Raw genomic sequence first — 21,396 nt, forward strand, 5'->3', positions numbered from 1 at the left:
ACCCACGCCCTGAAGGTCATGTCCCAAGGGGCGCGGGGAACTGCGCGACAAGCCCCCACGACCCGCAGCCGCCCACGCAAGCCCCACCAGCCCGAGCTCGCCCGCGCCCGCGCCCGCAAAACCTACGCCGCTTCCTTCGCCTTGCTCGCGTACATGTCCACGTACTCCTGCCCGGACAGCCGCATCACCTCGGCCATCACCGAGTCGGTCACGGCCCGCAGCACATAGCGATCCCGGTCCATCCCCTCGTACCGGGAGAACTCCATCGCCTCACCGAAGCGCACCGTGACCTTGCCGGGCCGGGGCAGCCCCGCCCCACCCGGCTGCAGCTTGTCCGTGCCGATCATGGCGAAGGGCACCACCGGCGCACCCGTCATCAGCGTCAGCCGGGCGATCCCCGTCCGCCCCCGGTACAGCCGCCCGTCGGGCGACCGCGTCCCCTCCGGGTAGATGCCGAACATGCGGCCCTGCTCCAGCACGCGCCGCCCGGTCATCAGCGCGGCGACACCGCCCCGGCCACCGTCCCGGTCCACCGGGATCATGCCGACGCCGGTGAAGAACCAGGCCATCAGCCGGCCCTTGAGCCCCTTGCCGGTGACGTACTCGTCCTTGCCGATGAAGACGACCTGACGGTCGCAGACCAGCGGCAGGATCATCGAGTCGATGAACGTCAGGTGGTTGCCGGCCAGGATGACCGGACCGTCGCCGGGAATGTGCTCCGCACCCTCCACCTGTGGGCGGAACATCAGGCGCATGATCGGGCCGAGCACTGCCTTGATGAGCACGAAGCGGGACAACGGGCCCTCCGGTGTCAAGGGGTTCTGTATGAGTCTGTGCAGGTGAGGACGATACTCGTGGCCCCGGCCATCGCGCACATCGGGCACGGCGACTTCACCGAGGCCTTACGCACTGTTGACGCGCGTTTACCTGCGGTGGCACCCCGCCGACGGTACGAAACGCGGCCGACATGCTGTGACACACGTCGCCCCGGAGCCCACCGCACGCGTTCCCAGAACGGCCGGGCCGAATCGAACAGACACGACGAACCGTCAACTCATCCTCCTCACCAGCCACTACGACATCCGAGGTCACCCGCGTGTTCCGCCCGAGGTCTCCCACTGGTCATGTACGCGCCCCTACGATCGGCGCGGACGGACGAGCCGAACCGGCAGAGAGGGCGCTCATGGGAACGCGGGAGTCGAACGAAGAAACGAGCGGTACCGGACGGCGGGCCCTGCTCGGCGCAGCGGTGCTCGGCGCCGGCGGAGCGGTCCTCGGCATGGCCGGCACCGCGCGCGCCGACAGCGCCCGGCACGGTGGCGGACACGGCGGAGTCAAGAGCCTGCCCAAGCCGACGATCATCGGCCACCGGGGTGCCAGCGGCTACCGGCCAGAGCACACCTTCGGTTCGTACCAACTGGCCCTCGACCTGGGTGCTGACATCGTCGAGGCGGGCGACCTGGTCCCGACCAGGGACGGGCACCTGGTCTGCCGTCACGAGCCGGAGATCGGCGGTACCACGGACGTGGCCGACCATCCCGAGTTCGCCGACCGCAAGAAGACCAAGCTGCTCGACGGCGTCTCCATCACCGGCTGGTTCACCGAGGACTTCACGCTCGCCGAGCTGAAGACGCTGCGCGCGGTCGAGCGCATCCCGGCCAACCGCCCGCACAACACGCTCTACAACGGCCGCTGGGAGATCCCCACCTTCGAAGAGGTCCTCAGGTGGCAGGACGAGCAGACCCGCAAGCGCGGCAAGCAGGTGTGGATCTACCCCGAGCTCAAGCACCCCACCTACTTCCGCAAGCAGGGCCTGCCCCTTGAGGAGCGGGTCGCCAAGCTGCTGGGCAAGTACCGCAAGGACCGGCGCACCTCCCCGGTCATCCTCCAGTCCTTCGAGCCGACCAGCGTCCAGCGCCTGCACAAGCTCGTCGACAACCCGCTGGTCGTCCTGTTGTCCTCGGCGGACTCCCGCCCCTGGGACTTCGTCGAGACCGGCGACCCGCGCACGGTCGCCGACCTGGTCAAGCCGGCCGGCCTCAGGGAGATCGCCTCCTACGCGCAGGGCATCGGCCCGACCCTGGACCTGGTCGTCCCGCGCGACGCCCAGGGCAGGCTCACCAGGCCGACGACGCTCGTCTCCGACGCGCACCGGGTGGGTCTGATCCTGCACCCGTACACCATGCGCAACGAGAACCCCTTCCTGCCCGCCGACTTCCGCGAGGGCACGGACCCGGACGCCTACGGTGACGTCTTCGGTGCCTACAAGGCGTACTTCGCGACGGGCATCGACGGCGTCTTCACCGACCAGCCCGACACGGGTGTGCTGGCCCGCGGGGACTTCACCGGCTGAGCCGCGTCAACGGCCGGGCTCACACCCCCCGGTCGAGTGAGCTTCGGCCGCCCGGGCAACCCGCTGCCCGGGCGGCCGCGTCGCTCCGCATATGACGCACGACCTGGTCGCCGCCCTGCGCCCGCTGCTCACCGCCGAGGCCTCCGCCGAGGCATATTCCGCCGGTACCGAGCCGGGTGACCTGGAACAGGCGGTCTGGCTCCGTCTGCTGGAGCGGCTCGACACCGAAGGGCCGCCGCTCGACCCCGAGCAATGGCTCCGTCGCGCCGTCCGCTCCGAGGCGCGCCGAACCCGCCGTACGAGTCGCCTCGAACGGCCGTACGCCGGTGAACCGGTCGACGACGGGGACCGCGACCCCGAACAGCTCGCCCTCACCGCGGCCCGTGGCCGGGCGCTGCGCGAGGCCGTGCGCCGCCTCCCGGGCCGCTGCCCCCGGCTGATGGAGGCACTGCTCTCGCCGGAGGACCTGACATACCGGGAAATCGCAGGGGAGTTGGGTATCTCACAGGGGAGTCTTGGCCCGGAACGTTCCAGATGCCTGGGATGTCTCAGGAGATTACTGACACCGGAGGTTGCGGCCCACTGAGGACGGGGATAGGAGTGGGGACACCAGGTGATCAGATGAGCGGGAGGCGTGCGCACATGGGCATGAGCGTGACCATCTCTGCGGCGACCGAGCAGGACGCGGAGCAGATCTTCAGACTGCAGTACCTGTGCTTCCAGTCGGAGGCGGCGCTGTACGGGAACTACCGCATCGACCCGCTCGTCCAAACCCTCGACTCGGTTCGCGATGAGGTCACCCGCGACTGCGTCTTCGTGGCCCGGCTCGGCGAGGAGGTCGTCGGCTCGGTCCGGGGCTCGGTCACCGAGGACGGCGCCGCCGCGATCGGCAAGCTCTGCGTCCACCCCCGTCTCCAGGGCCACGGCATCGGCGCCCGTCTCCTCAGGGCGGCCGAATCGGCCCTCGCCGGCGACCGCGGAGCCACCCGCTTCCGCCTCCACACCGGCCACCGCAGCGAGGGCAACCTCCGCCTCTACCGCAAAGTCGGCTACGAAACGGTCGGCACGTCCCAGGGCGCGGACGGCGTCCCGATGATCGTCCTGGAAAAGCCGGCGAGTACGTACGCGGCGACGGCCTGAGTCTCGCCCCTCAGGGGCGCGGGGAACTGCGCGACTAGCCACACCCGGCGCGCGGCCGCCTGACGAACCTCAGGCGGCACCCTCGCGAGGCGCACCCTTCCGCAACCAGTAAATGGCGGACACCGGCAAGATCACGGGAATGAAGAGATACCCCATCCCGAAGTCCGACCACACGGTCGCGTCAGGGAACGCCGAGGGCTCGACCAACGTCCAGGTCCCCACCGTCAGCACACCCGCCAACTCGGCGACACAGCACGCCAGCGCGGCTTTCCGCGCCGTCTCCCCACCCCGCACCAGCGAGTACGTGATGAACCCGTACACGACACCGGCCACGGCCGACAGCGAGTAGGCGAGCGGCGCCCGGTCGAACTCCGTCGCGATCTGAAACGCGGACCGCGACACCGCCCCCACGACCATCACGCCGTACAGCCACACCAGCAGCGTGCCCGGCCCGCTGATCAACCGGCGCCGGCTCACCTCAGCCTCCCCAGATGTCATAGAGACGCACCTCCAGCACCGCCAGCACCACACCGCCGGCGGCCACCGTCACCGAACCCCACCGGGTCCGCTCGGCCAGCGACATGAACCCCGCCGCCGGGACACACGCGAACGCCCCCAGCAGATACGCCACGAAGATCGTCGTGCCCTGCTCCGGCTTCTCGCCCTGCGCGAGCAGCACGATCCCCACGACCAGCTGGACCAGCGACAGCAGCGTGACCACGGCCATCCCGATGAAGTGCCAGTCCTTCGTCGGCTGGTCGCGATAGGCCGCCCAGCCGCACCAGGCGGCGAGCAGCAGCGCGGCGACGCCGGTCACCAGCGTCAGGGCATTCAGCATGCAGCGACCTTATTACGGCCGAAAAGGCCCCCTGCTTCCGGCCCTGGCCTGCACCGTAGGGTCGAGGTCATGACGATCCACGCGCAGGCCCTGCTGTTCGACAACGACGGAACCCTCGTCTCCTCCCTCGCCTCGGTGGACCGCTGCTGGACGCGGTGGGCCGGAGAGTACGGGATCACGGCCGAGGAGTTCGCGCGCATCGAACTGCACGGCCGGCCGGCCGCCGAGATAGCCGCCGACCTGCTGCCCGCCGAGGCCGTGCCGGCCGCCGTCGCGCGGATCGAGGACCTGGAGGTGGAGGACGTACCCAACGACGGGGTGCACCTGCTGCCGGGCACCCGGGCCTTCCTCGACGTGCTGCCCGCCGAGCGCTGGGCCGTCGTCACCTCCGCCACCCGGCGCCTCGCCGAGGCCCGGCTCGACGCCGTCGGCATCCTGCCCAAGACACTCGTCGCCGCCGACGACATCACCCGCGGCAAGCCCGACCCCGAGCCGTACCTGCTCGCCGCCCGCGCGCTCGGCGTCGATCCGGCGCACTGCGTCGTCTTCGAGGACGCCCCGGCGGGCCTGACGGCCGGCCGCGCCGCGGGCATGACCACCGTGGCATTGACCACAACCCATCAGGCACACGAACTCCACGCCGATCTCGTCGTCGAGAATCTGTCGGCACTGTCCGCGCTGGTCACCGAGCGGGGCGTGGAGATCTCCCTGCGCGGCTGACGCTCCCCGGAACCCGTCCACCGCTGTCCAGCATCCGGACAGCGGGGGGTCGGTCATGACCGTACGCATGTTTTACTGACGACATGACCACGACGAGCGACCGCACCCCCGCGACCGAGGCGACCATGACGCCCGGTGCTCGTTGTATGTGTCGAATGTGCGCCTTCTAGAGGGCCCCTGCACCACCCCTGAGCTCGCGCCCCGAAGCGAGACGCGGCCTGTCCGCACGCCCTGAGCGTCGCGTGACCCGAAGCCGCCCCGCGCACATGTTCTCCCCGGTTCCACATCCCAGCGAGAACCGTGTCGCGTCCCTGACCGAATGCACCTGTGCCCGGGCACACCCACGCCCGCGCACTCGACAGTGACGGAATCCCAGTGATCACCACTTCGGGCCTGACCAAGGTCTACCGTGCGCGCGGCCGTGAGGTCACCGCCCTGGACGGCGTCGACCTGCACGTCCGCGAGGGCGAGGTGTACGGCGTCATCGGACAGTCCGGCGCCGGCAAGTCCTCGCTCATCCGCTGCGTCAACCTGCTGGAGCGCCCCACCGCCGGCACCGTGACCGTCGCCGGACAGGACCTGACCGCCCTGGCCGGCCGTGGCCCGCGCGCCGGGAAGGAACTGCGTCAGGCGCGCAGCCGTATCGGCATGGTCTTCCAGCACTTCAACCTGTTGTCCTCCCGGACCGTCCAGGACAACGTCGAGCTGCCGCTGGAGATCCTCGGGAAGTCCGGGCAGGAACGCTCCCGCAAGGCGCTGGAGCTGCTCGACCTGGTCGGTCTCGCCGACAAGGCGAAGTCCTACCCGGCGCAGCTCTCCGGAGGCCAGAAGCAGCGCGTCGGCATCGCCCGGGCCCTCGCCGGCGACCCGAAGGTACTGCTGTCCGACGAGGCCACCAGCGCCCTCGACCCGGAGACCACCCGCTCCATCCTGGCGCTGCTGCGCGACCTGAACCGGCAGCTCGGCCTGACCGTCCTGCTCATCACCCATGAGATGGACGTCGTGAAGTCGGTCTGTGACTCGGCCGCCCTCATGGAGAACGGGCGCATCGTCGAGTCCGGCACCGTCAGTGAACTCCTCGCGACCCCCGGCTCGGAACTCGCCTCGGCGTTGTTCCCGCTCGGTGGTGAGGCCTCCGGTGAGGACCGCACCGTCGTCGACGTCACCTTCCAGGGCGAGAGCGCCACCCAGCCCGTCATCTCGCAGCTCTCCCGCACCTACAACATCGACATATCGATCCTCGGCGCCGCCATCGACACCGTCGGCGGCCTCCAGGTCGGCCGGATGCGCATCGAACTGCCCGGCCGCTACGAGGACAACGTCGTGCCGATCGGCTTCCTGCGCGAGAAGGGCCTCCAGATCGACCTTTTGGGCCACGACTCCGAACCGGTGAAGGAAGGTGCCAAGTGACCTGGTCCGAGATGCAGCCCCTGCTGGAGCAGGCGTGTTGGGACACGCTCTACATGGTCGGCTGGTCCACGCTCATCGCCGTCGCCGGCGGGTTGCCGCTCGGCATCCTGCTGGTCCTCACCGACCGCGGCGGCCTGCTGCAGAACCTCGCCGCCAACAAGGTCATCGGGCAGGTCGTGAACATCGCCCGCTCCCTGCCGTTCATCATCCTGATGGTCGCGCTGATGGGCTTCACCCGCTCGATCACCGGGACGACCATCGGCGTCGAGGCGGCCATCGTGCCGCTCGCCGTCGGCGCCATCCCGTTCTTCGCGCGTCTGGTCGAGACGGCCGTCCGCGAGGTGGACCACGGGCTCGTCGAGGCCGTGCAGGCCATGGGCGGCAGCACCTGGACCATCGTCCGCAAGGTCCTCGTCCCCGAGTCCCTGCCGTCGCTGATCTCCAGCATCACCACCACGATCGTCGCCCTCATCGGCTACTCGGCCATGGCGGGCACCGTCGGCGCCGGCGGCCTCGGCGACATCGCCATCCGCTACGGCTACCAGCGCTTCGAGACCCAGCTGATGTGGATCACCGTGGCGATCCTCGCCGTCGTCATCTCGGTCATCCAGTTCGCCGGCGACTACGCGGCCCGCTCCCTGCACCGCCGCGGCGCCCACTCCGGCCCCGCCCCCAAACTGCGGCTGCTCAAAGCCGCGTCCTGAACTCCCCGTTCACCCACGACGGGGCCGCACCACCCTGAAGGTCATAAGGAAAGGCACTTTTCGTGCGTAACACCGCCCAGATCACCACCGCCGTTCTCGCCGCCGGAGCCCTCACCCTCGGGCTCAGCGCCTGCGGCGCGGACAGCTCGGACACCGACGGACCCCTGATCGTCGCAGCCAGTCCCGTCCCACACGCCGAGATCCTGAACTTCGTCAAGGACAACCTGGCGAAGAAGGAGGGCCTCGACCTGGAAGTCAAGGAGTTCACGGACTACACCACCCAGAACCCCGCGACGCAGGACGGCTCCGTCGGTGCCAACTACTTCCAGAACAAGCCGTACCTCGACGACTACAACAAGAAGAACGGCACGGACATCGTGCCCGTCGTCACGGTCCACCTGGAACCGCTCGGCCTCTACTCCCACAAGGTCAAGAAGGCCGACGACCTGAAGAGCGGTGCGACCGTCGCCGTCCCCAACGACACGGTCAACGAGGCCCGCGCCCTCAAGCTCCTCGCCGCCAACGGGCTCATCACCCTCAAGGCGGGCGTCGGCAACGAGGCGACCCCCTCCGACATCGCCAAGAACCCCAAGAACCTCAAGTTCAAGGAGCTGGAGGCGGCCCAGACGCCGCGCTCCCTCGACGACGTGGACGCCGCGGTGGTCAACGGCAACTACGCCATCGAGTCCGACCTCAAGCCGTCCAAGGACGCCCTCGTCCTGGAGTCCGCGAAGAACAACCCCTACGGCAACTTCCTCGCCGTGAAGAAGGGCAACGAGGACGACCCGCGCGTGAAGAAGCTCGCGAAGCTCCTCACCTCGCCCGAGGTCAAGAAGTTCATCCAGGACAAGTACGCCGGCTCCGTTCTCGCCTCCTTCTGAGCCCACGCCCGGCACCCGCGCACACGGGGCCCTTCCCCCACCCGGTGGGGAGGGTCCCGTGATGCGGATCAGTGCTTTCATGCTGCATGCTGGGCAGTTCAGCATGCCCTGAAGGTTCACCGAAGGTTACGGAGCGGCGCATGACGAGCACCTTCCCCAACATCTCCATCAGCACGGAGCGGTTGGTGCTGCGTCCCCTTGACGAAGACGACGTCGCCTCCCTGGCCGCGATGATGAACGACGAACAGGTGGCGGCCTGGACCTCCGTCCCCCAGCCCTTCACGGAAAGCGGCGCCCGCACCTGGATCACCGAGTACGCCCCCACCCAGCGCACCGAGGGACACGGAATCGACTTCGCGATCACCGAGTTCCTCACCCAGCGCCTGGTCGGCGTCATCCAGCTCGGCAGGACCAACTGGCACGTGCGCTCCGCCGAACTGTCGTACATCATCGCCCCCTGGGCACGCGGTGAGGGCTACGCCTCCGAGGCCGCCCTGGCCACCGCCCAGTGGCTCTTCGGGGACCAGAAGTTCGAGCGCATCGAACTGCGTACGGCGGCCGACAACACCGCCTCCCAGCAGGTCGCCCAGAAGATCGGCTGTATCAGCGAGGGCGTGCTGCGCAACGCCTGTATAGCCCGGGCCCGTGCCGAGGACGGCACATGGACCGACGTACGCACCGACTTCATCGTCTGGAGCCTGCTCCCCGAGGACCTGGAGGGCGTCGGCGAGCAGCTCCGCGACGGCTTCACCTCTTTCGGCGACTGGAACTGACCGGAAGCACCCGGAGGACGCCGGCGACGACGACACCGAAACCCCCTCCGACATCTCCACCGGGTACCCTCACGGAGCCCGCCCCCGGGCTGCTCCCCACCACGCCACGCAGACGACCTGCGAAAACCCCTGGAGACTGACGACGATGGCCGACCGCGTCACGGTGATCGGCTGGGACGGTTCACCGCTGACCGCCGCGGCGAGCGCCGCCCTGGGCGCCGCCACGCTGGTGGCCGGCGCCGCCCACCACCTGGCGCTCCCAGAAGTACCCGCCGGTGCCGAGCGCATTCGCCTCGGCAGTGTCGCCCTCGCCGCCCGCCGCATCGCCGCCCACCGCGGCACGGCCGTGGTCCTCGCCGACGGCGACCCGGGCTTCTTCGGCGTCGTACGCACCCTGCGGGCCCCCGAGTTCGGCCTCGAGGTGGAGGTCGTCCCCGCCGTCTCCTCCGTCGCCGCCGCCTTCGCCCGCGCCGGGATGCCCTGGGACGACGCACAGGTGGTCGTCGCACACCCCCGCACGCTGCGGCGGGCGATCAACGTATGCCGAGCGCACACCAAGGTGGCGGTCCTCACCTCACCCGGTGCCGGGCCCGCCGAACTCGGCCTGCTCCTCGAAGGAGTCCACCGCTCCTTCGTCATCTGTGAGGAACTCGGCACCGCCCGCGAACGCGTCTCCGTCGTCACCTCCGACAAGGCCGCCGACCACACCTGGCGTGACCCCAACGTCGTCATCGTCCTCGGCGGCCCGGCCCGGCCGGACACGGCGGGGGAGAGCGGCGGCTGGATCTCCGGCCGTGACCCGTCCGCCGGGCCGCGCGGCTGGACCCTGCCCGCCGACGCCTACGGGACGGACCTCGGCGAGGGTGAGAACCAGCTGCTGCGCGCTTCCCAACTCGCCCGCCTCGGGCCCCGCGTCGGTGACCTCGTGTGGGACATCGGCTGCGGCAGCGGTGCCTTCGCGGTCGAGGCCGCCCGGGCCGGTGCCGCCGTCCTCGCCGTCGACGGCGACCGGACCGCCTGCGCCCGCACCGACGCCGCCGCCCGTCGCCTCGGCGTCCAGCTCCAGATCGTGCACGGCACCGCCCCGCACGTCCTGGAGAACCTCCCCGAGCCGGACGTCGTCCGCGTCGGCGGCGGGGGAGCGGCCGTCGTCTCGGCGGTCGCCGACCGCCGCCCGCAGCGCATCGTCACGCACGCCGCCACCCGGGACGCCGCCGAACTGATCGGCCGCGACCTGACCGAGCACGGCTACGGCGTCGAGTGCGCACTCCTCCAGTCCGTCGAACTCGACACCAGAGCCTGGACGGAGAAGGAGCGGAGCGTCGCGTTCCTGCTCAGCGGCGTCCTGACGAAGCGCGGCGCCTGACCCCGCGACCGTCTCCACGACCGTCCCCGTGATCGGTTTGTCGTACTGCGCGCGGTAGGCTGGCCGATCGCTGCACCGCACAAGGACGCCCGGCGCTTCGTCGGTCAATGTCCGGAAAACCCGCCCGTTTTGGGGTGTGTGTGGTACGGCAGAACCGGAGGACGCGCAACGTGGCGCAGTCCACAGCGGAACCGTCGCGGATCAAGCTGCCGTGGGGGTGGTTCGACCGCGACAATGCCAGTGAATGGCTTTGTCGCCTTTTCCGGGCGGACCGTTCGTGCCGCTGGGGACGCACGCTCGTTCTTCACTGCGGGGCGGTCGGTGCGCCGTTCCGGGCGAGCTGGTCGTAGGAGCACTAACCGATGGGCGAGGGGTACGCATGACCGACACCGGCCAGGTCCCGGGCGAGGGACTGCCGGAGAGCGCAGGCATGGTGGAGCAGCCGGACGCCCCCGCGCCCGGTGCGTACCCCTACCTCTCCGAGACCACCGCCGAGGACGAAGACCTGCTGCTGTTGCCGGGCGCCCAGGGCGCCTGGGGCAACGAGGTCCCGCCGCCCGCGCCGGAGCCGGTCCAGGAGACCGTGCACCAGCCCGGACCGCACGAGATCTCCGGCCGCGACAGCGGCTCCGTCGACCTCGGCGGCGTCCGCCTGCCCGACCCGCCGCCGATTCCGCCCATCACCCCGCGCCGACCCCTGCACCTCGGCCCGCCGCTGCCCGACAGCTCGGCGAGCCCCGTCCGCTCCCTCGCCGACCGCGGCCCCGCCGACGCGCCGGCACGCCAGCCGGCAGCGTCCTCGGCGGGTCCCGAGTACCTCGACGGCTCCCGTACCTCCGAGGCGCAGACGCAGCCCGCCACGCCCTGGGGCGTACCGGCCCCGCACCCGGCCCAGGTGAGCGCCGGGGTGGCGACTGCGGAAACGGTTGTTCCGGCGGCGGAACCGATGGGCACGGCCGAGACGGTCGCGACCCAGGTGCCGACGGAGACGGACCACACGACGCCGTCGGCTCCGGCCGCACCCGCGCAGCCCGTCGACGCCGAGCAGCCCGCGGGCCCGCCCCTGGCGACCGCCGAGCCCGAGCAGGTCGTCCCCGACGCCGACGCGGCTGCCGTAGGCGACCCCGTGGTTCCGGATGCGGTGCCGGGAGTGGGCCCGGCGGAGGGTCAGCCGGCTGCGGCCGAGGCCGGCCAGGCCCCTGCGGGTGTTCCCGTCGGTGTGGCCGTCCCCGCTGGTGCGGGTGTCGTCCCGGACGGGGCCCAAGTCGTCGCCCCGGAGGAGGTCATGGCCGCGCAGGGGGCAGACCCCGCAGTCCTGGACGTGGACGCGGCGGTGGGCCGAGTGACTGCCGCCCAGGCCGGTCTGGTCGCTGCCGGTGGTCCCACCGGTGCGGCCGAGGCTCAGGTGGCAGGGGTTCAGGTGACCGAGGCTCAGGTGACCGAGGCCGGGTACGTGACTCCCGAGCAGGCTGAGGCCGTCGCGGGTGACCCCGCCGGAACCGCCGCCGTTGCCGACGCGGGCCCGGTGACTGCCGCCGACGCGGGGACCGTGGCTGCTCCGGAAGCGGTCGCACCGCCGGCTTCGGAGCCGGGACCTGTCGTGAACGGCCCTGCGCACAACGGTGAACCTGCCGGAGGCTCTCCTGAGGCTCCCGGGCCGGACGCCTCCGGCGAACAGGCCCCGACACCCGCTGCCGAGCAGGCCGTGGCGGCTCCTGCCCCGCAGGCCGACCAGGCTCCGCAGGCCGTGGCGGCTCCTGCCCCGCAGGCCGACCAGGCTCCGCAGGCCGTGGCGGCTCCTGCTCCGCAGCCCGACCAGGCTCCGCAGGCCGGCCAGGTCCCGGAGGCGGTCCCGTTCCCGGATGCCGCCGCTGCCCCGGAGCACTCGGCCGTCATCCCGCCCGAGCCCACCGGCGGAGAGGCCCCCGCCCAGGTATCGGACGAGGCAGTCCCAGACGCTGCCGCGCCCGCGCCCGACGCAGCGGCCCCGGCCCCGGAGGCCGTTGCGCAGATGCCGGCCCCGGGCGTTGCCCCCGATGCCGCCGCATCAGGCCCGGCCGAGGCTGGACCCGGTGCGGACGCCACCGCCACCGCCACCGCCTCCGAGACCGCGGAGCCGGATCCGGAGGCCGGCGCCGAAGACGCTGGTCCGCAGCCGCAGCCGCAGCCGCAGCCGCAGCCGGTAATTGACGCTGCGCCAGCCGTGCAGGACCCCGAGGCGGCGGCCCCGCAGCCCACCCCGCCCGGCCCTCTCCCCGAGGCACCCGGCCAGGTCGACGCCGCCCAGGCCACCGAGCAGGTCGGCCCGGAAGCGACCGCTCCGTCCGCCGAGGCCGCCGCCACCCCCGGCCCGGCCCAGGTCGCCGAAGGCAGCGCTGCCCCGCCGGCGGACGGTGCCGTCACCCCGGCCCCGGAACCGGCAGCCCTGGCCGCCGAGCCTGCCGAGACACCCGCCCCCGCGCCGGACACCACCCCGGAAGCGACCGCCCCGGCCCAGCCCCCCGCGGCAGCGACACCCGACGAGGCCCCCGCACCGGCCGAGGCCCCGGCCCCCGCACCCGCTCAGGCACCCGAGGCGCCCGTGCCTGCCGCCACCGCCGCGACAGCCCCCACCGCCGACGCGGCAGACCCGGCCCAGGCGCCGGAGGCGGTCACGGCCGCCCCGACCGCCGAGACCGTCGAGCCCGGCCCTGCCCCCGACGCTCCGACATCCGCCGAGGACGTCACCGTCGTCCTCCCCGCCCCGGCCGCGGACGAGCAGCCCGGGCAGCCGGTGCAGGGCCCGCAGCAGTCGCCGCCGGCGACGCCCGAGACGCCGGAGCCCTCCGCACCCGCCGTCACCGTCCCGGCACCCCGCGCCGGCGACGCCGAACTCGCACAGAACGCCGACGACCTGGACACCCGGGCCGCCGAACAGGAAGACCTGGCCGACCAGGAACGCCGAGAAGAGAGTGCGGCCGCAGTGGCAGAAGCCCGACAGTCCACCGGCCCCGCGGCCCCCGGCTACGACCCCGCCGAGCGCGAGGCCGTCCTGAAGGTCATGCGCGAACGCCGCGACATCCGCAACGGCTTCCGCAGCGACCCGATCCCGCACGAGGTGCTGCTGCGCGTCCTGGAGGCCGCCCACCACGCCCCGTCCGTCGGCCACTCGCAGCCGTGGGACTTCGTCGTCATCCGCTCCGCCGACACACGGCGCGCGATGCACGAACTGGCCATGCGCCAGCGCGACGCCTACGCGAAGTCCCTCCCCAAGGGCCGGGCGAAGCAGTTCAAGGAACTGAAGATCGAGGCCATCCTCGACACGCCGGTGAACATCGTCGTCACCGCCGACCCGACCCGTGGCGGCCGCCACACCCTCGGCCGCCACACCCAGCCCCAGATGGCCCCGTACTCGGCCGCCCTGGCCGTGGAGAACCTCTGGCTCGCCGCCCGCGCCGAAGGCCTCGGCGTCGGCTGGGTGAGCTTCTTCGACGAGCGCGAGATGGTCCGCGCCCTCGGCCTGCCCGAGCACCTGGAGATCATCGCCTACCTGTGCGTCGGCTACGTCGACGAGTTCCCGGACGAGCCCGAGCTGTTGCAGGCCGGCTGGTCCAAGCGCCGCCCGCTGTCGTGGGTCGTGCACGAAGAGACATACGGCCGCCGTGCCCTGCCCGGAGAGGAACCCCACGACCTGCTCGCCGAGACCGTCGCGCAGATCCGCCCGCTGGACGCCAAGGCGCTCGGCGAGGCGTGGGAGCGCCAGAAGCGTATGACCAAGCCGGCCGGAGCGCTGGGCATGCTGGAGATCATCTCCGCGCAGCTGTCCGGCCTGTCCCGCCAGTGCCCGCCGCCCATCCCGGAGCCCGCGGCCGTCGCGATCTTCGCGGGCGACCACGGTGTGCACGCCCAGGGCGTCACCCCCTGGCCGCAGGAGGTCACGGCCCAGATGGTGGCCAACTTCCTGGGCGGCGGGGCCGTCTGCAACGCCTTCGCCACCCAGGTCGGTGCCGAGGTGTGCATCGTGGACGTGGGCGTTGCCGCCGACCTGCCGGCCACCCCTGGCCTGCTGCCCCGCAAGATCCGTGCCGGCACGTCCGACCTGACGACCGGCCCCGCCATGACCCGCGAGGAGGCCAAGCAGGCCATCGAGGTCGGCATCGAGACCGCCCGCGATCTGGTCGCCGCCGGCAACAAGGCCCTGCTGACCGGTGAGATGGGCATCGCGAACACCACCGCGTCCGCCGCCCTGATCTCCGTCTTCACGGGTGCGGACCCGGCGGAGGTCACGGGCCGGGGAACCGGAATCAACGACGAGACCCTCGCCCGCAAGACCGAGGTCGTGCGCCGCGCCCTGGAACTGCACCAGCCGGACCCGGCCGACCCGATCGGCGTGCTCGCCGCGATCGGAGGCTTCGAGCACGCCGCCATCGTCGGCCTGCTCCTCGGCGGCGCCTCCCTGCGGACGCCGGTGATCCTGGACGGCGTCAGCGCCGGCGCCGCCGCCCTGGTCGCCCGCGCGATCGCGCCGGAGGTACTGGCCGCGTGCATCGCGGGCCACCGCAGCGCCGAGCCGGGACACGTCGCCGCCCTCAACAAGCTGGGCCTGCGCCCCCTGGTCGACCTCGACCTGCGGCTCGGCGAGGGCACCGGTGCCCTGCTCGCCCTGCCGCTGGTCCAGAGCACGGCCCGGGCGATGCACGAGGTGGCGACGTTCGATTCGGCAGGAGTGACGGAGAAGTAGGGCTCCCGGCCCTCCCCGTGGGTCAGTGGGCGGGCGTCCCGCAGAGTGCAGCGCCCGTCCGGACCGCCCCGGACCGCCCACCGGCGGCACCCTCGGGTGCCCAGCCACTGGACCACCTGAGCCGCTCTCCCTCCCGCCCACTAAAATCCGCACGTCAGGGCACTGAACACCGCCGCAACAGGAGCCGCACCTCATGGCCGAACACCCCGCCTACCCCGTAGGCCTCCGCCTCACCGGCCGTCGTGTGGTCGTCCTCGGCGGCGGCCAGGTCGCCCAGCGCCGCCTCCCGGCGCTGATCGCGGCGGGCGCGGACATCCTCCTCGTGTCCCCCGAGGCGACCCCCTCGGTCGAGGCCATGGCGGACGCCGGCGAGATCACCTGGCTGAGGCGCCCGTACCAGGAGGGCGACCTCGCCGACGCCTGGTACGCCCTGATCGCCACCGGCGACACGGAGGCGAACGGCACGGCATCGGCCGAGGCGGAACGCCACCGCGTCTGGTGCGTCCGGTCCGACGACGCCGACAAGGCCACGGCCTGGACCCCGGCCACCGGCCACAGCGAGGGCCTCACGGTCGCCGTCCTGACCACCGACGCCAAGGGGCGCGACCCCCGCCACACCGCGGCCGTCCGCGACGCGGTCGTCGAAGGCCTGCGCGACGGCACACTCGTCGCCCCGCACCACCGCACCCGCACCCCCGGAGTCGCCCTGGTCGGCGGCGGCCCCGGCGACCCGGACCTCATCACCGTGCGCGGCCGCCGCCTGCTCGCCGAGGCGGACGTCGTCATCGCGGACCGCCTCGGCCCGCGCGACCTCCTCGCCGAACTCCCGCCCCACGTCGAGGTGATCGACGCGGCGAAGATCCCCTACGGCCGCTTCATGGCCCAGGAGGCCATCAACCACGCGCTGATCGAGCACGCGAAGCAGGGCAAGTCGGTCGTCCGGCTGAAGGGCGGCGACCCGTACGTCTTCGGCCGTGGAATGGAGGAGCTCCAGGCCCTCGCCGAGGCCGGCATCCCCTGCACGGTCGTCCCCGGGATCTCCAGCTCGATCTCGGTCCCGGGCGCGGCCGGCATCCCGGTCACCCATCGCGGCGTCGCCCACGAGTTCACCGTCGTCAGCGGCCATGTCGCGCCCGACGACGAGCGCTCCCTGGTCGACTGGCCGTCCCTGGCCCGCCTGACCGGCACGCTGGTGATCCTCATGGGCGTCGACAAGATCGGAAAGATCGCCGAGACGCTCGTCGCCCACGGAAAGCCGGCCGGCACCCCCGTCGCCCTCGTCCAGGAGGGCACGACCGCCGCCCAGCGCCGCGTCGACGCGACCCTCGCGACGGTCGCGGAGACCGTGCGGACCGAGGACGTGAAGCCCCCGGCGGTCATCGTCATCGGCGAGGTCGTGAAGGTCGGCGCCCCGGCCTCGGCGACAAAAGAGTAACCCCGGGTAACCCAACCCGTCCCGAGCCGTTGGCACCACACCCAGGACAAGGCAGTATCACCCTGTGGCCGATCTCATCACCGTCGAGGATCCCGACGACCCGCGTCTGCGCGACTACACCGGCCTGACCGACGTGGAGCTGCGCCGCAAGCGCGAACCCGCCGAGGGCCTGTTCATCGCCGAGGGCGAGAAGGTCATCAGAAGGGCCAAGGAAGCGGGCTACGAGATGCGGTCCATGCTGCTCTCGGCCAAGTGGGTCGACGTCATGCGCGACGTCATCGACGAACTCCCCGCCCCGGTCTACGCCGTCAGCCCGGAGCTCGCCGAGCAGGTCACCGGCTACCACGTGCACCGCGGCGCGCTCGCCTCCATGCAGCGCAAACCCCTGCCGACGGCCGCCGACCTGCTCCGGACCGCCCGCCGCGTCGTCATCATGGAGTCGGTCAACGACCACACCAACATCGGCGCCATCTTCCGGTCGGCCGCCGCCCTCGGCATGGACGCCGTCCTGCTCTCGCCCGACTGCGCCGACCCCCTCTACCGCCGCAGCGTGAAGGTCTCCATGGGCGCGGTCTTCTCCGTCCCGTACGCCCGCCTCGACACCTGGCCCAAGGGCCTGGAGTCGGTCCGCGAGGCGGGCTTCACCCTCCTCGCCCTCACCCCCGACGAGAAGGCCCGGTCCCTCGACGAGGCCGCCCCGCACACCATGGACCGCGTGGCCCTCATGCTCGGCGCAGAGGGCGACGGCCTGTCCACCCAGGCCCTGGTCGCCGCCGACGAGTGGGTCCGCATCCCGATGTCCCACGGCGTCGACTCCCTCAACGTCGGCGCGGCCGCAGCCGTGGCCTTCTACGCCGTGGCCACCGGCCGGCCCACGGCCTAGGTCATGGCCTGGGAGCAGCGCGAGGCGATCGTCGCCGTGCTCCGGCGCGGCGAGCGCCTCCTGGCGATCCGGCGTGGCCCGGCCGTCGCCCGGCCCGGCTACTGGCAGCCCCTGAGCGGCAAGGTCGAGCCGGGCGAGAGCCAAGAGCAGGCGGTCGTCCGGGAGGTCCACGAGGAGGTCGGCCTCACCGTCGTACCGGAGGCGAAGGTCTGGGAGTCGGAGACCGACGACCACCGTTTCCGGCTCCACTGGTGGACCGCCCGGGCCGACACCGGCGAGGTGGTCCCCGACCCGCGCGAGGTCGCCGAGACCCGCTGGGTCACCCCGGGGGAGTTCCTGGCCCTTGACCCGGTCTTCGACGGCGACCGCGAGTTCTTCGAGAGGATCCTGCCGGAGCTGTGACAGCCCGCTGAAGCCGGGCGTCGCTCCACGGCCGCAGTCGCGCGCCCCGGTTTCCTACGGCTCGAAGTTCCGCGGGAGACCGTCCTGCTGGACGTGCTCCTGCCGCACGCCGCCCCCGTCGCCGCCGAGCCCCCGCGCCGGTCCCTGGCAGCCCTGCACCAGGGCGATACCGACCGCCACCAGCAATGTCACCACGACGAACACGAACAGCCGCTGCCGCAGCAACCGCGGATTGGCGGGCCGTAGTTTCGTCCCCGTGTTCCTGGACGCCGGGCGCCCGGTGCCGCTGTGCGGGGCGGGGCGCCCGCCACTGCCCGACCGCGTCCCGTCGCGTCCGGTGGGCGTGGGCCGTGGCCCCGACCGCGACGGGGTGCCGCCCCGCGAGGCACCGGGCCCGCGCATCGGGGTCCTGCCGCGGTTTCCACTCTCCGGCGACCGGTTCCCGCCCCCGGTCGCCCGGGCTCCGCCCCGCGCACCGGTCTGCGAAGCCGTACCGTCCGTCGAGGCATGGCCGTCCCGGGAGGGAGACGAACCCCGGGGCGGGGGAGTGCCCCGGCCCCGCTGCGCCCCGGAACTCTGCTGTCCCTGCGGACGCCGGGTCCGATCGGGGTAGGTGTCGACGGGCCGGTCGCCGTCGGCACCGCGCGGCGCGGGCGGCCGGACGCCGGCGAGGTCCTGCGACTCCCGGGCCGCGATCTCCTTCAGCCGCAACGACAGTTGGAGCGTGCTGGGCCGCTCCTCGGGGTCCTTCGCCAGACACGCCCGGACGAGCGGGGCCAGCGCGTCGGGCACACCGTGCAGCTGCGGCTCCTCGTGCACCACGCGGTACAGCATCACCTCGGAACTGCCGTGCCCGAAGGGCGAGTCGCCCATCGAGGAGTACGCGAGCGTGGCGCCGAGCGAGAACACGTCCGTGGCCGGTGTGACGGCGGCCCCGCGCACCTGCTCCGGCGCGAGGAAGCCGGGCGAGCCGACCGCCGTGCCCACATGGGTGAGCGTCGAGGCGCCGGTGGCCCAGGCGATGCCGAAGTCGATGATCCGCGGCCCCTTGGGGGACAGCAGGATGTTGGACGGCTTCAGGTCCCGGTGCACCACTCCGGCCTCGTGCACCGCGACCAGGCCCTCCGAAAGGGCGGCGCCGACGGCCGCGACATCGGCCGCGCAGAGCGGCCCCTCGGCCGCGACCTTGTCGTGCAGCGAAGGGCCGGGTACGTACTGTGTCGCGAACCAGGGGCGGTCCGCGTCGAGGTCGGCGGCCACCAGCCGGGCCGTGCAGCCACCACGGATCCGCCGGGCCGCCGAGACCTCACGGGCGAACCGGGAGCGGAACTCCTGGTCCTCCGCCAGGTCGGGACGGATGACCTTGAGCGCGACCCGCTGCCCCTTCTTGTCGGAGCCCAGGTAGACCACGCCCATCCCGCCCGCGCCGAGCCGTCTGTGAAGCTTGAACGAGCCGACGACGCGCGGGTCCTCGCGCCTCAGGCGCATCATCGCCATGTTCATCCCCGCTGCCCGGTCCTGTGACGAGCCACAGCTTACGTTTCCGCGGCCGCCCGCGCGCAGAGGCCGCGCCCTCTCGGCGTGATGGATTGTCAGTGGTGGGTGGGAGACTTGAAAGGTGGTCAGGGAGGGCGCGAAGAGGCGGACTTCGCGTGGCGAGTGATCCCAACCACCCGTCGCAGAAGGGGGATTGGTCCTGTGAAGGGTGATCGTGTGGAGATAGTCGTGGACGCGGGGGACACGACGCGGACGTATGAGGTCGTGGCGAGCAGAGCGGGACGCAGGGTGGAGACGACGGTACGCCGAGGTGTCGTGGAAGTGAGCGAAGTCACCCGTAGTGGGAGGGTCGTGCGTACTGCCCGCTTCATGGCGAATCGGGTGCTGGCCCTGGTGGAACAGCCCGTTCCGCGCGAGGAGAGCTCGGACAAAGAGGGATGATCCCGGCGGCCCGTCGGGGAAGACCCTGAGACCCGCGCCCCCGTCTCCACCCAGGGGAGTACATCGCAGGTGGCGGCTCATCCTCGGGGAGGCCCGGCAATCGGTACGAGGGCATGACGCCGGGGAGGGCCCGGACGCCTAGATTTGAGGTCAAGCGGCGGGTGGCAGCACTCGTCCCCCGAGGTCAGACGCCCGCCGCTGCCAACGACAACTGAGAACGGTCAGGAGAGGGACCCATGGCCCAGACGGCACCGCGGACACTGCTCCGCGAGGAGGGACGCAAGGCGTACGCCGCCGCGTTCCGCCCGCGCCGCCAGGGCCGTCGCCACCCGCTGGTGGCGACGCTGATGGCCCTTCCCCTGGCGGTCCTGCTCCTCCTCGTCTTCGACGGGTGGGAGACAGTGGCCACACAGGCGTCGTCCGTGGGAGAGATGCTGGGGCGCTGAGCGGCGACCCCAGGCCCGGAAGAGCGGTCCGGGCGGGGACATCACACCCATGAAACCCCGTGGGGACGGGGGTGCGGCGGACGGCACAAATGCCGGCGCAGCTGGGGAGCTGCGCCGGCATTGCTTTTCCCCCAGCCGGTTCCACTCACCTCCGCGACCGGCATGCGTGCCGGCCAGGGGCGGCACGGGAAGGCCCAGCGGCATCCCACTCCATCGGGCCGCCCCCACCCGGCCCCAGCCGCAGGCCCGACGCCGAGCGCCCGATGTTGGCAGTTCCCGACACCGAGCAGCCTCTGCCGAAGGCTCCTGACACCGCGCACTCGATGCCGAAAGTGCCTGACACCGCGCACCCGATGCCGGCAGTTCCTGACACCGCGCACCTCACCGCAGGTACCGCACGTACCCTCGGCCCGTGACCCCCGCCCCACTCCTGCGTGCGCTCGCCGCCAGGGCACGAGCCGCCGCCCACGCGCGTTCGTCGGCCTGCCCCTGCGGCGCGGCCACGCTCGCGGACCGCCCGGACGGCATCGTCGTACGCCACGCGGACACCGTCGCGAAGGCCCACCCACCGGACAGCGACCCGGCCGAACTCGCCGGCCGCCTCACCCTGGCCACCCGCCTCCCCGGCATCCTCCTGCCCCCACTCGACCCCACTCCGCTCGCCCTGCACGGCCGCCTCGTGACGTTCTGGCCGTACGGCGCCCCTGTGGATCCCGACGACCCGGACGCCGCCCCTTGGGAGGCCGCCGCCACCCTCCTCGCCCGCCTCCACCGCACTCCGGCCCCGCGGGGCCTGCCCCCCATGCGTGGCCCTGCCAAGGCCGCCCGAGCCGTGGCCCGGCTCCGCGAGGCCGGCCCGCACCCCGCGGCCGCCTCCGTCCTGCGCGCCTGGGCCACCCTCCCGCCCTGGGCCCGGGCCGAGGCCCCGATGCCGCACACCAGCACCCTCTGCCACGGCGACCTCCACCTCGGCCAGCTCGTGCGTCGCCCCGCCGACGGCCCCTGGCTGCTGATAGACGTGGACGACCTCGGCACCGGCGTCCCCGCCTGGGACCTCGCCCGCCCCGCCGCCTGGTACGCCTGCGGCCTGCTCCCGCCCGAGGAATGGAACCGGTTCCTCGCCGCGTACCGCGAGGCCGGCGGTCCCGCCGTCCCGGTCGAGGGCGATCCCTGGCCCGCTCTCGACGTCACCGCCCGCGCCCTCACCGCGCAGACCGCGGCCCGGGCCGTCGCCAAGGCGGTCGCGGCCGGGCGCCCGCTGGACGAGGTGGAGCAGTCGGTCGTGGACGCCTGTGACCGAATGGCTACCGTCCCGCCACAGTTGGCGCAGGAGCACACGAAGTAGGGTGCAACCGACTGCAGCGGGACAGAGTCTGTCCTGGCGAGA

Annotated in this window: 20 protein-coding genes; 16 read left to right on the top strand and 4 right to left on the bottom strand. The window is 72.3% G+C overall.

Annotated elements, in window-relative coordinates; all coding sequences use genetic code 11:
• Positions 1 to 122 precede the first annotated feature (122 nt).
• Positions 123 to 797 (bottom strand): lysophospholipid acyltransferase family protein, encoded by a 675-nt coding sequence (locus FDO69_RS06115; RefSeq protein ID WP_104778717.1) that lies wholly within the window; start codon positions 795 to 797, stop codon positions 123 to 125.
• Positions 798 to 1,183: 386 nt separating this feature from the next.
• Here FDO69_RS06115 and FDO69_RS06120 point away from each other — a divergent pair, with 386 nt between their 5' ends.
• From FDO69_RS06120 to FDO69_RS06130, 3 genes are all read left to right on the top strand, one after another.
• A complete protein-coding gene (locus FDO69_RS06120) occupies positions 1,184 to 2,353 on the top strand; it encodes a glycerophosphodiester phosphodiesterase (protein WP_104778718.1) in 1,170 nt (389 codons plus the stop codon).
• Between the two features lie 91 nt (positions 2,354 to 2,444).
• On the top strand, positions 2,445 to 2,939 hold the full coding sequence (locus FDO69_RS06125) for an RNA polymerase sigma factor (RefSeq protein ID WP_104778719.1): 495 nt from the start codon (positions 2,445 to 2,447) through the stop codon (positions 2,937 to 2,939).
• 56 nt (positions 2,940 to 2,995) lie between these two features.
• The gene (locus FDO69_RS06130) at positions 2,996 to 3,493 is read left to right on the top strand and encodes a GNAT family N-acetyltransferase (protein ID WP_104778720.1); all 498 of its coding nucleotides are present in this window, start codon (positions 2,996 to 2,998) and stop codon (positions 3,491 to 3,493) included.
• Positions 3,494 to 3,562: 69 nt separating this feature from the next.
• On the opposite strand, the gene FDO69_RS06135 is transcribed toward FDO69_RS06130, so the two are convergent.
• Both FDO69_RS06135 and FDO69_RS06140 read right to left on the bottom strand, forming a co-directional pair.
• Entirely contained in the window at positions 3,563 to 3,991 is a 429-nt protein-coding gene (locus FDO69_RS06135) for a hypothetical protein (RefSeq protein WP_104778721.1), read from the bottom strand.
• On the bottom strand, positions 3,972 to 4,331 hold the full coding sequence (locus tag FDO69_RS06140) for a hypothetical protein (protein WP_053668244.1): 360 nt from the start codon (positions 4,329 to 4,331) through the stop codon (positions 3,972 to 3,974). Before FDO69_RS06140 ends, FDO69_RS06135 begins: the two co-directional genes overlap by 20 nt.
• 69 nt (positions 4,332 to 4,400) lie before the next feature.
• On the opposite strand from FDO69_RS06140, the gene FDO69_RS06145 reads away from it, so the two are divergent.
• The 10 genes from FDO69_RS06145 to FDO69_RS06190 all read left to right on the top strand — a co-directional run bounded on the left by FDO69_RS06145 (position 4,401) and on the right by FDO69_RS06190 (position 17,625).
• Positions 4,401 to 5,051: an HAD family hydrolase gene (locus FDO69_RS06145; RefSeq protein WP_104778722.1), complete on the top strand. Its 651-nt coding sequence runs from the start codon at positions 4,401 to 4,403 to the stop codon at positions 5,049 to 5,051.
• A gap of 375 nt (positions 5,052 to 5,426) precedes the next feature.
• Positions 5,427 to 6,461, top strand: coding sequence for a methionine ABC transporter ATP-binding protein (locus tag FDO69_RS06150; RefSeq protein ID WP_104778723.1), 1,035 nt, complete (start codon positions 5,427 to 5,429; stop codon positions 6,459 to 6,461).
• Entirely contained in the window at positions 6,458 to 7,165 is a 708-nt protein-coding gene (locus tag FDO69_RS06155) for a methionine ABC transporter permease (protein WP_104778724.1), read from the top strand. Before FDO69_RS06150 ends, FDO69_RS06155 begins: the two co-directional genes overlap by 4 nt.
• A gap of 62 nt (positions 7,166 to 7,227) precedes the next feature.
• A complete protein-coding gene (locus tag FDO69_RS06160; protein ID WP_104778725.1) occupies positions 7,228 to 8,046 on the top strand; it encodes a MetQ/NlpA family ABC transporter substrate-binding protein in 819 nt (272 codons plus the stop codon).
• A 140-nt stretch (positions 8,047 to 8,186) separates the two neighbouring features.
• Positions 8,187 to 8,819, top strand: a complete 633-nt coding sequence (locus FDO69_RS06165) for a GNAT family N-acetyltransferase (RefSeq protein WP_104778726.1) — start codon at positions 8,187 to 8,189, stop codon at positions 8,817 to 8,819.
• A gap of 145 nt (positions 8,820 to 8,964) precedes the next feature.
• A complete protein-coding gene (cbiE, locus tag FDO69_RS06170; RefSeq protein WP_104778727.1) occupies positions 8,965 to 10,185 on the top strand; it encodes a precorrin-6y C5,15-methyltransferase (decarboxylating) subunit CbiE in 1,221 nt (406 codons plus the stop codon).
• A 379-nt stretch (positions 10,186 to 10,564) separates the two neighbouring features.
• A complete protein-coding gene (gene cobT / locus FDO69_RS06175) occupies positions 10,565 to 14,905 on the top strand; it encodes a nicotinate-nucleotide--dimethylbenzimidazole phosphoribosyltransferase (RefSeq protein ID WP_104778728.1) in 4,341 nt (1,446 codons plus the stop codon).
• Between the two features lie 193 nt (positions 14,906 to 15,098).
• Positions 15,099 to 16,340 carry a uroporphyrinogen-III C-methyltransferase gene (gene cobA / locus FDO69_RS06180; protein WP_104778729.1) on the top strand — a complete coding sequence of 414 codons (1,242 nt, stop codon included), beginning with the start codon at positions 15,099 to 15,101 and terminating at the stop codon, positions 16,338 to 16,340.
• Between the two features lie 64 nt (positions 16,341 to 16,404).
• Positions 16,405 to 17,223 carry a TrmH family RNA methyltransferase gene (locus FDO69_RS06185; RefSeq protein ID WP_104778730.1) on the top strand — a complete coding sequence of 273 codons (819 nt, stop codon included), beginning with the start codon at positions 16,405 to 16,407 and terminating at the stop codon, positions 17,221 to 17,223.
• A gap of 3 nt (positions 17,224 to 17,226) precedes the next feature.
• A complete protein-coding gene (locus FDO69_RS06190; protein ID WP_104778731.1) occupies positions 17,227 to 17,625 on the top strand; it encodes an NUDIX domain-containing protein in 399 nt (132 codons plus the stop codon).
• 54 nt (positions 17,626 to 17,679) lie between these two features.
• On the opposite strand, the gene FDO69_RS06195 is transcribed toward FDO69_RS06190, so the two are convergent.
• On the bottom strand, positions 17,680 to 19,128 hold the full coding sequence (locus tag FDO69_RS06195; RefSeq protein WP_104778732.1) for a serine/threonine-protein kinase: 1,449 nt from the start codon (positions 19,126 to 19,128) through the stop codon (positions 17,680 to 17,682).
• A gap of 195 nt (positions 19,129 to 19,323) precedes the next feature.
• On the opposite strand from FDO69_RS06195, the gene FDO69_RS41795 reads away from it, so the two are divergent.
• The 3 genes from FDO69_RS41795 to FDO69_RS06210 all read left to right on the top strand — a co-directional run bounded on the left by FDO69_RS41795 (position 19,324) and on the right by FDO69_RS06210 (position 21,354).
• Positions 19,324 to 19,563, top strand: a complete 240-nt coding sequence (locus FDO69_RS41795) for a hypothetical protein (RefSeq protein ID WP_104778733.1) — start codon at positions 19,324 to 19,326, stop codon at positions 19,561 to 19,563.
• A gap of 236 nt (positions 19,564 to 19,799) precedes the next feature.
• Positions 19,800 to 20,009, top strand: coding sequence for a hypothetical protein (locus FDO69_RS06205; protein WP_053668257.1), 210 nt, complete (start codon positions 19,800 to 19,802; stop codon positions 20,007 to 20,009).
• A 412-nt stretch (positions 20,010 to 20,421) separates the two neighbouring features.
• A complete protein-coding gene (locus FDO69_RS06210; RefSeq protein WP_104778734.1) occupies positions 20,422 to 21,354 on the top strand; it encodes a phosphotransferase in 933 nt (310 codons plus the stop codon).
• The last annotated feature ends 42 nt before the right edge of the window (positions 21,355 to 21,396 follow it).

The sequence above is a fragment of the Streptomyces tibetensis genome, assembly GCF_007655005.1.
Classification (GTDB): Bacteria; Actinomycetota; Actinomycetes; order Streptomycetales; family Streptomycetaceae; genus Streptomyces; species Streptomyces tibetensis.